Annotated in this window: 11 protein-coding genes; 5 read left to right on the top strand and 6 right to left on the bottom strand. The window is 72.2% G+C overall.

Translation table 11 applies throughout. From position 1 onward, the window contains the following. Positions 1-13: 13 nt before the first annotated feature. Both IE317_RS01165 and IE317_RS01160 read left to right on the top strand, forming a co-directional pair. Positions 14-4,099 (top strand): VWA domain-containing protein, encoded by a 4,086-nt coding sequence (locus IE317_RS01165; RefSeq protein WP_191306131.1) that lies wholly within the window; start codon positions 14-16, stop codon positions 4,097-4,099. Between the two features lie 100 nt (positions 4,100-4,199). Continuing rightward, on the top strand, positions 4,200-5,528 hold the full coding sequence (locus IE317_RS01160) for a COG1470 family protein (protein ID WP_191306130.1): 1,329 nt from the start codon (positions 4,200-4,202) through the stop codon (positions 5,526-5,528). Between the two features lie 14 nt (positions 5,529-5,542). On the opposite strand, the gene IE317_RS01155 is transcribed toward IE317_RS01160, so the two are convergent. The 4 genes from IE317_RS01155 to IE317_RS01140 all read right to left on the bottom strand — a co-directional run bounded on the left by IE317_RS01155 (position 5,543) and on the right by IE317_RS01140 (position 8,780). After that, positions 5,543-6,169, bottom strand: coding sequence for a response regulator transcription factor (locus IE317_RS01155; RefSeq protein ID WP_191306129.1), 627 nt, complete (start codon positions 6,167-6,169; stop codon positions 5,543-5,545). A gap of 104 nt (positions 6,170-6,273) precedes the next feature. Continuing rightward, positions 6,274-6,924, bottom strand: a complete 651-nt coding sequence (locus IE317_RS01150; protein WP_191306128.1) for a response regulator — start codon at positions 6,922-6,924, stop codon at positions 6,274-6,276. Between the two features lie 4 nt (positions 6,925-6,928). After that, on the bottom strand, positions 6,929-7,606 hold the full coding sequence (locus IE317_RS01145) for a sensor histidine kinase (protein WP_191306127.1): 678 nt from the start codon (positions 7,604-7,606) through the stop codon (positions 6,929-6,931). A 415-nt stretch (positions 7,607-8,021) separates the two neighbouring features. Further along, entirely contained in the window at positions 8,022-8,780 is a 759-nt protein-coding gene (locus IE317_RS01140) for an alpha/beta fold hydrolase (RefSeq protein WP_191306126.1), read from the bottom strand. An 88-nt stretch (positions 8,781-8,868) separates the two neighbouring features. On the opposite strand from IE317_RS01140, the gene IE317_RS01135 reads away from it, so the two are divergent. Beyond that, entirely contained in the window at positions 8,869-9,291 is a 423-nt protein-coding gene (locus IE317_RS01135) for a MarR family winged helix-turn-helix transcriptional regulator (RefSeq protein ID WP_191306125.1), read from the top strand. Between the two features lie 19 nt (positions 9,292-9,310). Here IE317_RS01135 and IE317_RS01130 read toward each other — a convergent pair whose 3' ends face one another. Together IE317_RS01130 and IE317_RS01125 are read right to left on the bottom strand one after the other, a co-directional pair. Then, positions 9,311-10,828, bottom strand: a complete 1,518-nt coding sequence (locus IE317_RS01130; RefSeq protein ID WP_229902399.1) for an enoyl-CoA hydratase-related protein — start codon at positions 10,826-10,828, stop codon at positions 9,311-9,313. 461 nt (positions 10,829-11,289) lie between these two features. Next, positions 11,290-12,117, bottom strand: coding sequence for an SAM-dependent methyltransferase (locus tag IE317_RS01125; RefSeq protein ID WP_191306124.1), 828 nt, complete (start codon positions 12,115-12,117; stop codon positions 11,290-11,292). A 158-nt stretch (positions 12,118-12,275) separates the two neighbouring features. Between IE317_RS01125 and IE317_RS01120 the strand changes: the two genes are divergently transcribed. Together IE317_RS01120 and IE317_RS01115 are read left to right on the top strand one after the other, a co-directional pair. Then, the gene (locus IE317_RS01120; RefSeq protein WP_191306123.1) at positions 12,276-13,607 is read left to right on the top strand and encodes a cytochrome P450; all 1,332 of its coding nucleotides are present in this window, start codon (positions 12,276-12,278) and stop codon (positions 13,605-13,607) included. Positions 13,608-13,662: 55 nt separating this feature from the next. Then, the gene (locus IE317_RS01115) at positions 13,663-14,715 is read left to right on the top strand and encodes an alpha/beta fold hydrolase (protein WP_191306122.1); all 1,053 of its coding nucleotides are present in this window, start codon (positions 13,663-13,665) and stop codon (positions 14,713-14,715) included. Position 14,716: the final 1 nt, after the last annotated feature.

Genomic DNA, 14,716 nt, shown 5'->3' with positions numbered 1-14,716 from the left:
GGGAGGACCGACCATGCGCGCGAACCGAGCGGTGGCGGGCATCGCGGTCGTAGCGGTGCTCGGCGGCTGGGCGATCACCGGAGCGCTCTCGCCGACCGAGGCCCAGGCACCGGCCGCGGTGGCCTCGCCGTACCGCGTCGGGTACGTCAGCGAGGCCACCACCGGCCTGTACCAGGCGGGCAGCGAAGGCCCGGAGCAGGCGCTGCCGCTGGGCACCGCCAGCGTCGACTCCGGCGCGTCCGCGGGCACCGGTGGCATCGTGTGGGTGAGCCACCGCGCCGCGGCGTCCGGTGGCGCCGAGCGGGACGGCGAGCTGTACTACCTCCGCGACGGCGACACCGCGCCGCTGCGGCTGACCGACGACGACGCCGTCGACCTCCACCCGGCGCTCTCGCCGGACGGCCGTACGGTCGCGTTCGCCTCCGACCGCACCGGCAGCCGGAAGCTGTTCGTGATCGGCGTGGACGGCCGCGGCCTGCGCCAGGTGACGTCCGGCCCGGCCGCCGACGACTCCCCGAGCTGGTCACCCGACGGCACGCGGCTGGCCTTCAGCAGCACCCGCGACGACCCGGCCGGGGACATCTACACCGTCCCGGTCGCCGGCGGCGAGCCGGCGCGCTTGACCGCCGACCCGGCGGCGGACACCCAGCCCGCGTGGGGTCCGGCGCGGATCGCGTTCACCACGACCCGCTTCCACCCCGCCGGCGACGTCGTCCTGGTCGCCGAAAACGGCGGCGCGGTCACCCGCGCGGTCCCCGACCCCGGCGACTCGGCCGAGCCGGCGTGGTCACGCGACGGCACCCGGCTCGCCTTCACGACCCGCGCGCAGGACCCCGCCGGTGACGTCAAGCAGATCGAAGGCGGCAAGGTGTCGGTCCTGTCGGCGCTGAGCGGCACCGGCGAGACCGAGCCGACGTTCCGGCCGGACGGCCGGGCGGTGTTCACCGAGCTGCGCGACGGCGGCACCGCCGACATCTGGAGCTCCGACGCCACCGGCGGCGACCGGCGGGACCTCACCCAGCGCCCGGACGCCGACGAGTACGACCCGGCCTTCTCCGCCGACGGCGCGCAGCTGGCCTACACCCAGGCCGCCCCCGGCGAATCGGCGGAGACCGCGATCGTCGTGGCGAACGCCGACGGGAGCGCACCGCGCCCGCTGACCGCCACGGCGGACCGCACCCAACGCGAGCAGCACCCGGCGTGGTCACCGGACGCCACGATGATCGCCTTCACCAACACCGGTATCCGGAACGAACACCGGGCCGACACCGTGCGGATCGCGCGCGTCGCCGACGGCCGGATCCTGGGGGAGATCCCCATCCCGCCCTACCTGCGCGGCTGGGACTCGCAGCCGGTGTGGTCGGCCGACGGCACGAAGATCACGCTGACCAGGGCAGCCACCCGGACGCCACCGCCCGGACCGTCCAGAGTGGACCCGTCGGTGGCCGACATCCCGATCGGCCAGGGCACTTCGCGCAAGGTCACCGACAAGACCGTGCAAACCGACCGGGTCCCGCCCGACCCGGACGTGGTCCTGCTCGTCGACCAGACCGGGTCGATGGGCGGCGTCATCGACGACGTCAAGAAAAACCTCGGCAACGTCATCGACGAGGTGCGGAAGGTGCAGCCGTCGGCGCACTTCGCGGTCGCCGCGTACGGCGACCTGGTGGACGACCGGGTGACCGAGGGCTCGCCGCCGAACCCGCCGCGGGCCTTCTACGTGCAGCAGCCGCTCACCGCGGCCGACACCGACGCCCAGCGCAAGCTGCTCACCGACGCCTTCGGCCGGATCACCGCCACCGGCGGCGACGACACCGCCGAGGACTGGTACGTCGCCCTCCAGAAGATCGCCACCGGCGCGATCGGCTTCCGCGACACCAGCAACCGGATCGTGGTGCTGGTCGGCGACGCCGCCAGCCACGAGTCGCCGAAGGACGACAAGCGGGGCACGTTCCCGACCACCGCGGCCGTCGCCGACGCGCTCAAGGCGGCGAAGATCCGGGTCGTCGCGGTGCCGGCGATCACGGGCGGCGGCGGAACGGGGGAGGGCTTCGCCGCGGAGGAACCGGATACGGACGCGGCCCTCGACGGACGCGGCCAGGCGACGGCGATCACCCGGGCCACCGAGGGCATCCTGACCGCGAACGCGGACCCGGCGCAGGTCACCCCGGCGATCATCCGCGGGATCACCGACCTCCCGGTGAAGATGCTGCCGGTGCCGTACTGCGACTCCAGGCTGACGCTGACGTTCAGCCCCGAAGGGACGCAGCAGGTGCCGGGCGGCGCCGACGCGCACTTCGTCGAAACCGCCACGGTCTCCCCGGACGCGCCGATCGGTTCGGTGCTGCACTGCCAGGTGGACTTCCGGCTGAACGGCGAATCCACCGCGCGACCCGGCTACACCGAAGACGTCACCGTGCGGGTGAAGGATCCGCGGCTGCCGTTGATCACGGTGCACGACAAGACCGTGCCCGGCACCGCGCCGACGGTGATCGAGTACCCCGCGACCGCGGCCGACGCCGACGGGAAAACCCCGCTCACGCCGTTCTGCACGCCGTCGTCCGGCAGCCTGTTCCCGGTCGGCGCCACCACCGTGACCTGCACGGCGACCGGGCGGAACGGCACCGCGACCGAGACCGCCGTGATGGCGGTCGACCCGGGCGGGGAGTCGCGGCAGGAACTGTGGCAGGTCTCGCTGACCGAGGGTACGGACACCGTCGTCGCCGGGACCCAGCGGAACCTCTCGCCGTCGTTCGGCACGGCGTGCGCCGGGCGGCAGGGTTCGGCGGACGTCGCGCCGGACGGCGCCGCGCTGGCGTTCCAGACCGAGCGACGGCAGATCTGCGTGGCCCCGGCCGACGGCGGCGCGGCGCGGGTGCTCGTGCAGAACGCCGGATCCGTCGACAACCCGGACTGGTCGCCGGACGGCACGCTCGTCGCCTTCGACCGCACACCCGGCGAAGGGCAGCCGGACATCCGGATCGTGCCGGCGTCCGGGGGGACGCCCACGGTCCTGATCGCCGGTCCGGGCGGCGCCGCGCAACCGGCGTTCCAGCGGATCGCGGACGTCGGCGTGACCGCCACCGCCATCCCCGCGGCGATCCCGTTTTCCGGGCTGACGACGTTCGAGTTCGTGGTCACCAACCACGGCGTCGCCGCGTCACCCGGGGTCGGGTTGTTCGTCCGGCTGACCGCCGGGTTGCGGCCCCAGGCCCCGATCACCGGCGTGGGCACGTGCACGCCGGAGCTCGTCTGCACCTTCGGCACGCTGGCGCCGGGCGCGCAGGCGCGGGTGCGGTTCACCGCCACCGGCACCGAGCCCGGGGCGCAGGCCGCGACCGGCACGGTGACCACGGCCGGTCAGGACGCCGACGCGCGCGACAACTCCGCCGCGGCCGTGGTCACCGTCGGCGAAAGGCCGGCGCCCCCGGTCACGCCGGGATCGCTGTCGGTCGGCTTGGCGGTGTCGGCGGTGCCGCTGTTCGTCGGCGGCGACGACGTCGTGCTGACCTTCCTGGTGCACAACGGTTCCGGGGCGCCGATGCCGGACGTCCGCCTGGTCACCCAGCTGCCGCCGCAGCTGCCCGTGGCCTCGGTGCCACCGGGGTGCACACCGGGCGGCGGCAGCTGTGCACTCGGGACACTCGCCCCGGGCCAGACCGTCGAGGTCCGGATTTCCCTGGCGGCCAGGACCGCGGCCGACGCGCCGGTGTCCGGCACGGTCGGCACGAGCGGGCCGGACGACAACCCGGGAGACAACACGGCCGCCGGCCGCGTGGTGATCCGCCGGCCGGTGGTCACCGTGGACCCGGGCGTCGCCCCGCTGGGCTCCGTGCCGCGCGTGACGGGCACCGACTTCCCGCCGGGTGCGACGGTCCGGCTGAGCTGGTCGGACGGGATTTCCGAGACACCGGGCCTGGCCACCGTCGGCGTCGACGGGAAGTTCGAGGCGCAGTTCCTGGTCTTCCACCACGACCTGATCGGGCCGCGGACGGTGTCGGCGGCCTCGGTGAGCGGGCCGAAGTTCGGGACCGTGCCGTCGAACCCGATCCTGGTGGTGCTGCGCACCGAGCAACCGCCGTTCATCTCGCGCGGCTGAGCCGCGCCGGAACCGCTGCCCGTAGGGGCAACCACCGGCGCACGGCCGCACACCCGTCCGCTGGTGCCGGACCCGGGACACAGAAGGGAGACTTCCGCGCATGGGAGCAACGGCGACGCTGTCCGAGGCCGGCCTGGTCGCGGAACCCGGCCAGGAGACGAGCTGCACGGTGACCATCCGGAACGCCGGGCAGGTCGTCGACCAGTTCGCGGTCGACGTGGTCGGCGACGCGAGTGGCTGGGCCACCGCGGAACCGGCGACGGTCAACCTGATGCCGGGGGAGACCGGGACGGTCACCGTGCGGTTCGCGCCGCCGCGGTCCTCCGACGTCCCCGCCGGGACCATCCCGTTCGGGGTCCGGGTGTTCTCGAGCGAGGACCCGGCCGGCTCGGTCGTCGAGGAGGGCACCGTCGAGCTCGGCGCCTTCACCGAGGTCACCGCCGAAATCGTGCCGGCCAAGGTGGAAGGCAGCTCGAAGGCCGACTTCGAGGTCGCCGTCGACAACCGCGGCAACCGGCCGGTGGCGGTCGAGCTGAGCCCGCTGGACCCGGAGGACGAGCTGGACTTCCGGCTCGAGCGCGACCGGGCCGACCTGGCGCCGGGCACCGCCGCGTTCATCCGGATGCGCACCCGGCCGCGGAAGCGGTTCCTGCGCGGGCAGCCGATCCGGCACCGCTTCCAGGTGTTCGTCGTTGCCGACGGGGCCGAGCCGCTGAAGACCGAAGGCACGATGGTGCAGCGGCAGCTGCTGCCGAAGTGGCTGCTGCCCGCGCTCGCCGCGCTGCTGGTCCTCCTGCTCGCCCTGGTGACGCTGTGGTTCACCGTGCTGCGGCCCGCGGTGAAGTCGGCGGCCCGCGAGGCCGCACAGGAGCAGAACCACGAGATCGTGAAGGCGGCGCAGGACGCCGGCGCCGGGGCCGACCAGGCGAAGAAGCAGGCCGACCAGGCCAAGCAGAACTCCGAGCAGGCGATGAAAGCCGTCGGCTTGACCCCGCCGGGTTACAACCCCGCGCCTCCCGGCTCCGGTCCCGGCACGCCCCCGACCCGCGTCTCGAACGCGGCGGCGGCCGACGGGACTCCGACGGACTTCCGGGTGGCCGCGGACGCGAAGATCGATTCGAACGTCAACCGCTTCGCCGAATTCCCCTACACCCTGCCGGACGAGTCCAAGACGCTGGTGATCACCGACCTGATCCTGCAGAACCCGCGCGGTGACACCGGAACCCTGCGGCTGCTGCGGGATTCCGGTGGCACCAAGACGGTGCTGCTGGAGGTCGGGCTCTCGAACTTCCGCGACCTCGACCACCACTGGCTGCAGGCCTGGCGGTTCCAGCCGGGGGAGAAGATCGTGCTCGCGGTCAGCTGCCAGAACCCGGGGGACCGGGGCCGCTGCACCCCGTCGGTCTCCTTCTCCGGGCGGGTCGAGTAGGCCGTGGCCTCGTGCTAGATCAGCCCTTCGCGCATGGCGAAGGCCACCGCGTGGGCGCGGTTGCGGAGCTGGAAGCGGTTGGTGATGTCGTGCAGGATCGACTTCACCGTCCGCTCCGAGTAGCTGAGCTGGTCGGCGATCTCCTTGGTCTCGAACCCGTCGGCGACCAGCCGCAGCACCCGCGTCTCCCGCTGGGACATCCCGGCGAGGTCCCAGCCGTTCGGGCGCAGCACGTCCCGCTGCAGCCGGGACACCCGCGACAGCAGGCGGCCCAGCAGGTCGGGCGGCAGCGCACCTTCGCCGACGGCCGCGGCCTTCACCAGCCGCACCAGCGTGTCCGGGGTGGCGTCGGCCCGGCGGATGATCGCCGACACGCCGTTGCCCACGACGTCGAGCAGCTCCGAGTCCTCCACCTCACCGGCGACCAGGACGACGCCCGCGTGGCCGGCGCACTGGAGGCTGCGCAGCAGTTGCCGCGCCTGTTCGTTCAGCCGCTCGACGATGACCAGCACGACGGCGGGCTCGCCGGAGTCCTCATCGGCGAAGCGGATTTCGGGACGTGACCGCAGCGCGGCCGTGACGCCCGCGTGGGTGATGGTGTCGGTGGCGTGCAGCAGCACCGGAACCTGGTCGGTGATCATGGGTGTGGCCCTCCCTCGAACGACTTCGGATCGCTCCACCCCCAAGGATCGTGGCGCGGACGCCCGCCGAACAGGGACATGGAGTCCCGATATGTCCCGCTTTCTTACTCCGATCGGGCAATGCCGGCCTCGCGGGCCTTCGCGATGGCCTGCGTGCGGTCGGTGACCCGGAGCTTGCGGAAGATGTGGGACACGTGGTTGCGCACGGTCTTGTGGCTCAGCACCAGTTCCTCGGCGATCGACGCGTTGCCCATGCCCTGCGCGACGAGCCGCAGGATCTCCTTTTCACGCAGGGTGAGCCGCGGGAACGACTCGTCGCGCGGGGTCGCCGTCCCGAACAGCGACAGCACCCGGGTGGCGATCGCCGGGCTGAAGATGGCTTCGCCGTCGCCGATCACCCGGACCGCGCGGATGATCTGCTCGTTGCGCGCGCCCTTGAGCAGGTAGCCGCGGGCGCCCGCGCGCATGGCGGCGAACACCGCGGCCTCGTTCTCGAACATGGTCAGCATGAGCACGCCGGTGTGCGGGCTCGCGCTCACGATCCGCCGCGTCGCCTCGACCCCGTCCAGGTCCGGGAGGTTCAGGTCCATCAGGACGACGTCGGGTTCGAGCCGGCCCGCGTCGGCGACCGCGGTCAGGCCGTCGGCGGCCTCGCCGGCGACCTCCATCCCGTCGGTGGCGTCGAGCATCGCGCAGAGCGCGGACCGGAAGACGGGGTGGTCGTCCACCACGAGGACGCGCAGGGAACCGAACACGGCCTCACTTCCCCGCGGCGAGCGGCAGCCAGGCGGCGATCCGCGTGCCACCGGAGGAAACCGGCTCGATCCGGCAGCCGCCGCCGAGGTCGCCGGCGCGTTCCCGCATCGACCGCAGCCCGGTCCCGCCGACCGTGGGCAGGGCGCCGCCGTCGGTGCCCACGCCGTCGTCGACGATCTCCACGTGCAGGTCGCCGTCCCGGGGCCAGAGGTGCACGGTGCACTCCCGGGCCCCGGAGTGGCGGGCGACGTTCACCAGTGCCTCGCGGATGATCCGGTAGGCGGTGACCTCGACCTCCGCCGGCAGCGGCGGCAGCTCGCCGCGGACCTCGACCCCGACCCGCAGCGGCCCGTGTTCGGCGGGCACCCGCCCGGTGAGCGTGGCCGCGTACCGCCGCACGGCCTGCACCAGCCCGGCCTCGTCGAGGGCGGGCGGCCGGGCGTCGGCCACGATCCGCCGCAGGTCGGTGATCGCGCCGTAGAGCTCGTCCTCGAGCCGGGCCAGGAGGTGCTCGGTGCCCGCCCGGTCCCGCCCGAGCAGCTCCCGGGCGGCGCGCAACCCCAGGACGGCGGCCGTGAGCGTCGGCCCGAGCCCGTCGTGCAGATCGTGGAGCACGCGTTTGAGCCGGTCTTCGTACCCCGCGGGACGACCGAAGTCGGCGACGACGAATGTCCGGCGCATCTTCTCCCCGTCCGCCAGAAATGGTCTGGACCCCCCTCGCGAACCGGGGGAACCAGCTCTCGTGCGGGTAGCCCAGCCGGCTGCTCCGTTCCGCGTAGCGGGATGGTCACCCGCTGTACTAATCGCCGCATCCCGCCCCGGTGTTTCATTCGGAGCCGTCGCCACAGGTCACGGTATGGTCGCGATGCGGAAACGCTCGTAACGGTGCAGGTCGGGGCAATGATCCGTTCGGCGCATCGGGCTTCGGCAGTCAAAAACGATTCATGAACTGCGCGCGGGACCGGTGGAAATTCGACAGAGCCGGGACGCTGCACTTTCGGGAAGTCGCACGGCGGACGGAGTAGAACGCCGGTGGCAACCGGCCGAACAGCGGGTGCGCCGATCGTTTTCGATCTGCCGATCGATCATGAATGCGTCAGCCCGCGAGGTCCGGTAACGCGGCCAGCAGTCCTTCGGGCGTCTCGACCTGCGGCAGGTGGCCGGTCCGGGGGAGCAGGGTGAACGTCGACCCCGGGATCGCGGCGGCGTAGGCCTTCCCGTACTCCGGCCCGGCGATGCCGTCGCTTTCGCCCCAGATCACGTGCACGGGGAGGTCGAGCTCGCCGAGCCGCCCGGCGAGCGCCGGATCGGTCATGGCCGGCCCGGTGTACCCGATGAGGGCGCGCACGTCCGGGCTCGGGCCGGTGCCGCCGCCCGGCGGGACCGGCGCCTTGGCGGGGTCGTGGAAGGACAGCGCCCGGATCTCCGCCGGGGACATCCCGCTGATGTCGGTCAGGGGGTGGCCTTCGACCTCGATGCCGATCCCGTCGACGATCACCGCGCCGCGCACGCGCGGACTCCGCTGCAGCGCGATCTCGGCGGCCAGCCAGCCGCCGAAGGAGTTGCCGATCACGGTGACGTCCGTGAGGTCGAGGTCCGCCAGCAGGTCGACGTAGAGGCGGGCCAGCTCGGGCACGCCGGTCAGGCCGGCGGCCTTCGGGGTGCCGGCGAAGCCCGGGTGGGTGGGCAGCAGCACGCGGGAGCGGGTGCGGTCGGCGAGCAGATCGGCGAAGCCGGTCATCGTCGCCACGCCGCCACCGCCGTGCAGGAGCAGGAAAGTCCGGGTGCGGTCGCGGTCCTGGAGGGTCACCTCGGCCGGGCCGAGGGTGCGGGTTCCGGTGTGGACGGTCGTCATGGTTCCTTCTTTCGGAGGTCCGATATAAGGAACCTTATATAAGCTTTCTTAGATAAGCAACCTGACCTCGATGGGATAGGGTGATCGCATGAAGTACCGCCCCGGCGACGTCGCACTGGCCGTCAAGCGCCTGCAGCACCGCCACCACCGGACGCTGAGCCGGGCGCTGGCGCCGCTCGGGCTTTCCCTCGTGCAGTGGGACACCCTGCGCCACCTGGACCGCCGCCCGGACGCCTCGCTGCACGAGCTGGCGGTGCTGACCTTCCAGACCGACCAGTCCTTCGGCTCGCTGGCGACCCGAATGGCCGACCGCGGGCTCATCGAACGCGTCCCCGGCCCCGGGCGGGCGGTCCGGCACCGGCTCACCAAGGAGGGAGCACGGCTGCGCGCCGCGGGCCAGGAGCTCGTCGACGGCATCGCCGAGTCGTCTTTCGGCGCCCTGTCCGCGGCGGAACTCGACCAGCTGGGTGCGCTGCTGGAACGCGCACTGGGACCGGATTCGGCCGGCTGACGGCGCCGTCCTCGGACCGTCAGCCGACCGGCGTCATCCCGGGCAGGCGAGGGACCGGAAGCACGGGCGGTTCCGGTTCCGGTGCCGGGCCGGGCGCGCGTCCGGTGAGGAAGGCGCGCCGGGCGCCGGCGAAGCCGTGGCGGTCGTCGAAGATGTCCTGGCTCATCTCGGCGAGTTCCCGGACCCGGTAGGTCTCCAGCGGACGGCGTTGCTCGTCGGCGTCGCGCGCCGCCTGCTTGCGGCGGACGAGAGCGGCCGCGTCGGCGGTCAGCGCGGTGGCGTGGTCGAGCACGGTTCCGGCGAACTCCGCGCGGTCGCCGCCGACGAGGCGGTCGACGATCCCGAGCTCGGCCGCCTCGGCCGCGGCGATCGGCTCGCAGCCGGTGGTCAGCCGCCGGGCCTGGTCTTCGCCGGCCCGGCGAGGCAGCAGGTACGTCCAGTACCCCGAGCCGTACAGGCCCATCCTGCGGTAGTGCGGGTTGAGCAGCACCCCGTCCCGGGCGATCACTTCGTCGGCACCGAGTGCGGGCATGACGCCACCCGCGCCCGCGTCGCCGGCGAGCGCGGCGACCACGACCTGGCCGATGCAGCCGATGATCTCCCGGCAGAGGTCGTCGATCGCGATGATGTTCCGCCAGGCCTCGGCCGCGGGGTCCGGGTGGGCGTCGATCACGCCCAGGTGAATGCCGTTGGCGAAGACTTCGCCGCCGGCCAGGTCCAGGACGGCGGTGTCCTGCGCGGCGGCGTGGCGCACGGCCGCGGCGAGCCGGCGGCACTGACCGGTGGACATCGCGCCGTTGGCGAACGCGAACTGCAGCCACCCCACCCGGCCGACCCGCCGGTAGCCGATTTCCCGCAGGCCCGGCGGGACGGCGGCCACCGGCACCTCGCGGACGCGGTCCCCGAGCGCGAGCACCGCGGGCAGCTTGACCGTCGTCCCCGGCGCTTCCGGAGCCAGCCGCCGCGCCTGCCCGATCCACAACGCGCCGTCGCCGGTGCGGACCAGTACGGCACCCCGGCCGCGGGCCGCGATGGTGCCGGGCTCGCCGGCCGAGGCCTCCCCGGGATGGGCGTCGAACACCGCCACCGGCATCCCGGCGAGCTCGGTGTGCACGCCGGGATGGCCGTCCGCGGCGCGGATGCGGCGCAGGATGCGGGCGGTCGGGTCGCCCCAGGAGAAGGCCCGGTCGGCCTGCCGGGCCAAGGGGCGGACGGTCACCGCCCGCCGATCCTGGCGGCGGGGCGTGAACCCGGGGGCTTCCGCCTTGGCCACGACCTCGGCGAGCAGGCTCATCGCCGCGTCGGACACCTCGGTGTTGTAGAGAGTGCTCTTGCGTGGCGGTTCGGACGGCATCCGGAACACCCGCGTGCCCCAGACCGGCCCGCCGTCGAGGTCCCCGGTCGCTTGCCGGGCGGTGACGCCCCAGGCGGGTTCGGCGTCCATGATCGCCCAGTCGAGCGCGGACGGGCCGCGGTCCCCTTCGGGCCCGGGGTGGATGATGATCGTGCGGTGGCGGCGCCAGACGGCCTCCGGCACCCGCTGCCGCAGGAACGGGCAGACGATCAGCTCGGGATCCGTGGCGGCCGCGGCCGCGGCGATCTACTGCGGATCGGTCACGGTCCGGACCGTGACCTGGTGGCCGCGGTCGCGCAGGCCGAGCCGGGCGCGCTGGCTGAGTCCGTTGAACGCCGAGCACAACAGCAGGATTTTCAACGGGCCTCCACTCGGAGAGGGACCGGACAACGGACGGCGAACGACCGGTCGACGTTACCCGCAAGGCACCGGAGCCGACGCGACCAACAGGGTGGGCGCATTCGGCCGACCGGGACGTCGGCCCCGATGATCGTTGTCTGACAGCGCATTCGGGGTCGCGCGGCGGCGGCCACAAAGCCGGGGAATAACGTTCCCGCCGCTTTCCCGGAGATATTTTTCCGCGCTCACCGCGAATGCGGAATCACGGCGGCAGTAAAGTGTATAACGGAATATACGGCAGCGGATTATCCAGCGACTTTTCGCGCCACTCCGCCGTAGAGCTGCGTGTTGGTATAGGGATCATCGGAGATGTCGCCGGGACCGCCCGGTCGCCAGAGGGCGCAGCCGACCAGGCCGGGTTCGATCAGCTCGAAGTCGCCGAACATCGCCGCGACTTCCCCGTAGGTCCGGGTGGTCGCCTGGTCCTGGCCCCTGGCCTGGTTGAACGTGCCCACCGCCGTGTTGATCCGGTTGCCTTCCTGGTCGCTGATCATGTGCGAGATCGCCAGATAGCTGCCGGGCGGGACGCGGCGGCGATATTCGGCGAGGAGGGTGTGGGGGTCGCTGGCGTCGGGGATCCAGTGCAGCATGGCGACCATGAGCAGGCCGATGGGTTCGCCGAAGTCGAGCCGGCGCACGTCCGGGTCGGCGAAGATGCCGCCGGGGTCGGTGAAGTCGCCGTGGGCGATGGTGGCGTTTTCGCTGGCGCGCAGGAGCATCTTGCTGTGCGTGACGGCGATCGGGTCGCGGTCGACGTAGACGACCCGGCACCGGGGGTCGAGCTCGGCGGCGATCTGGTGGACGTTGCCCACCGTGGGAATCCCCGAGCCGATGTCGAGGAACTGCCGGATACCCAGGTCCATCAGGGTGCGCACGACCCGGCCGAGGAACGCGCGGTTGAGGCGGGCGACGTCGCGGATGCCGGGCATGATCTTCTCGGCCTGTTCGGCGGCGTCCCGGTCGGCCTGGAAATTGTGCGCGCCACCGAGCAGATAGTCGTAGGTGCGGGAACTGCTGGGTTTCGTCGTGTCGATACCCGGAGGAACCCATTCCTCTTCCCGGTGTTGTGTCATCGCGGTCCACCTCGATCCTTCGAACGAAGAACATACTCACTCCCGCGGTGGCCCCGATTACGCCATCGGTGTGACAGCAATTCAGCCGATGGGTGCTGTCGCGTGCCGCCGGTTGGGCCTAAGGTGGCAGTCCTCCTCCGGACAGCCAAGGAGAGGAAATGAGCGTCCCGGTCGCACCCGGCCGTCGGATCCTGCTGGGGCACACGCCGTCTTTGTTGCGGCGGCGGGTCGGGTTCACGTCTTCCCTGCGGGCACACGGCGATATCGTGCGCCTGTTCCTGGGGCCGCTGGAGACGTATTTCCTGACGAGCCCGGAGTTGGTCAATCAGGTCCTCGTGACGCAGGGGACCAGCTTCTCGAAGGGGATCATCTTCGACCGTTTCCGGCCGTTCATGGGAAACGGGCTCGTCATGTCGGAAGGGGTCTTCCACCTGCGGCAGCGCCGGTTGATGCAGCCGGCGTTCCACGGTGCCCGGCTCGACGCGTACGCGGACACGATGGTGCGGGCCGCCACCGAGCTGACCGGTACCTGGCGGGCGGGGGAGGTCCGCCGGCTGGACGCCGACCTGCAGCGGCTGGCGATCACCGTGGTGGGGGAGACGCTGTTCGCCACCGAGCTCGGGCGGCAGGCCGTCGCGGAGGCACGCCGGTCGATCCCGGTGGTGCTGAAGGCGGGGATGGTCCGGGCGTTGTCGCCGCGGTTCCTCGAACACGTTCCGGTCGTCCCCGCCAACCGGCGGTTCGACCGGGCCGTCGAGCGGCTCCGGCGGGTCGTGCACGAGGTCATCGCCGGGTGGCGCGTCACCGGGGAGGACCACGGCGATCTGCTGTCCATGCTGATGCTGGCCCGGGATCCCGGCACCGGTGAGGGGATGACCGACGAGCAGGTCTACGACGAGGTGATCACGCTGCTGACCGCGGGCAGCGAGACCAGCGCCGTCGCGCTGACCTGGCTGTTCCACGAGCTGGCGCGGCACCCGGAGGTCGAGCGGCGGGCGCGGGCGGAGGTGGACGAGGTCCTGGGTGGCCGCGCGGCGACCTTCGCCGACGTCGCGAAGCTGGGGTACCTGCGCCGCGTCGTCAGCGAAGTCCTGCGGATGTACCCGATCTGGATTCTCATGCGGCGGGCCCTGCGGGACATCGAACTCGGCGGGGTGCGGCTGCCCGCCGGTACGGAGGTCATGTTCAGCCCCTTTGCGCTGCACTTCGATCCGCGGTTCCACGAAGATCCGGAGCGGTTCGATCCCGATCGCTGGCTGCCCGAGCGAGCGGCGCGCCTCCCGAAGGGGGCGTATGTGCCGTTCGGCGCGGGCGGGCGGCAATGTCTCGGGCAGGCGTTTGCCCACACCGAAATCACGCTGGTCGCGGCCACTGTGCTGGCCGGGTGGGAACTGTTCCCGGTGCCGGGGGTGCCGGTGCGGCTCACCGTCACTTCGGCCGCCTACCCGGACCGGATGCCGATGACCGTGCTGCCCCGGCGCGCGGCCTGACCGGCACCGGAAGATCCCTTTCCTGATTTTCGATCTCTTTCGGAGGTAGTTTCCCGTGTTCGGAATCCTTGGTGGGCTGAAGCGCGCCGCCGGTCGTCGACGGCGGGCCGTCGTGCTCGTGCTGGTGGCGCTGGGTTTCCTGCTGGTGCCCGTGTCCGCCAGAGCGGACGGCGCGAGCTGCCGGGAGCTGTATTTCCCGGTGACGCTCGTGGCGCTGCCGCAGACGATGCACGGCACCCTGTGCGTGCCGTCGGGGGGTGCGAACACGGTTCAGGTGCTCGTTCCCGGCGGCACGTACAACAGTTCCTACTGGGACATCGGTTACCAGCCGGCGATCCGGTCCTACCGGCTGGCGATGAACAACGCCGGTTACGCCACGCTCGCCCTGGACCGGCTGGGCACCGGGGGGAGCAGCACGCCGCCGAGTGCGGTGCTGACGACGATCACCGAAGCGGCCGTGGTGCACCAGGTGATCCAGGCCGTCCGGTCCGGTGCGCAGGGGCCGCGGTTCGGCAAGGTGATCCTGGCCGGGCATTCGTTCGGCTCCGGTACGGCCAGCATCGAGGCGGCCACCTTCGCCGACGTCGACGCGGTGCTCGTCACCGGGCTGGCCCACCGGCTGAACCTCACCGGGACGACGGCGGTCTTCGCCTCGACCTACCCGGCCATGCTCGACCCCAGGTTCGCTCGGGGCGGCTACGACGTCGGTTACCTGACCACGATGCCGGGCAGCCGGTACTCGATCTTCCACGCCCCCGGGCCGAAGGTGGACGGCGCGATCGCCTTCGACGAGGCGACGAAGGACACTTCGGCGTACGAGCAGGCGGCCGACCTCTTCCCGATCGGCATCATCGCGCCCTACTCGCTGCTGATCGACCGGCCGGTGATGGTGGTGCTGGGTCAGGACACGGTGTTCTGCGGGCTGCTGGCCACCGACTGCGCGTCGGCGGGCGGGATCAAGGCGTCCGAGACGCCGTACTACGCCGCCGGCGCCGACCTGACCACGTACGCGCTGCAGGGGTACGGGCACGCGATCAACTACGCGCCCAACGCGCCCGACTACTTCAAGGCCGTCATCGCCTGGGCCGATCGCAAGGTCGGCCGGTGAC

Origin of the sequence: Amycolatopsis bullii, from assembly GCF_014654205.1 — a bacterium.
Taxonomy (GTDB): Bacteria; Actinomycetota; Actinomycetes; order Mycobacteriales; family Pseudonocardiaceae; genus Amycolatopsis; species Amycolatopsis plumensis.
The sequence above is the reverse complement of the archived record's forward strand: the minus strand, read 5'-3'. Positions and strand labels throughout refer to the sequence as shown.

Coding starts and splice junctions, on each gene's coding strand:
- IE317_RS01135 (WP_191306125.1), top strand. CDS start 8,869: ATGAAGTACCGCCCCGGCGACGTCGCACTGGCCGTCAAGCGCCTGCAG.
- IE317_RS01160 (WP_191306130.1), top strand. CDS start 4,200: ATGGGAGCAACGGCGACGCTGTCCGAGGCCGGCCTGGTCGCGGAACCC.
- IE317_RS01140 (WP_191306126.1), bottom strand. CDS start 8,780: ATGACGACCGTCCACACCGGAACCCGCACCCTCGGCCCGGCCGAGGTG.
- IE317_RS01145 (WP_191306127.1), bottom strand. CDS start 7,606: ATGCGCCGGACATTCGTCGTCGCCGACTTCGGTCGTCCCGCGGGGTAC.
- IE317_RS01125 (WP_191306124.1), bottom strand. CDS start 12,117: ATGACACAACACCGGGAAGAGGAATGGGTTCCTCCGGGTATCGACACG.
- IE317_RS01120 (WP_191306123.1), top strand. CDS start 12,276: ATGAGCGTCCCGGTCGCACCCGGCCGTCGGATCCTGCTGGGGCACACG.
- IE317_RS01165 (WP_191306131.1), top strand. CDS start 14: ATGCGCGCGAACCGAGCGGTGGCGGGCATCGCGGTCGTAGCGGTGCTC.
- IE317_RS01155 (WP_191306129.1), bottom strand. CDS start 6,169: ATGATCACCGACCAGGTTCCGGTGCTGCTGCACGCCACCGACACCATC.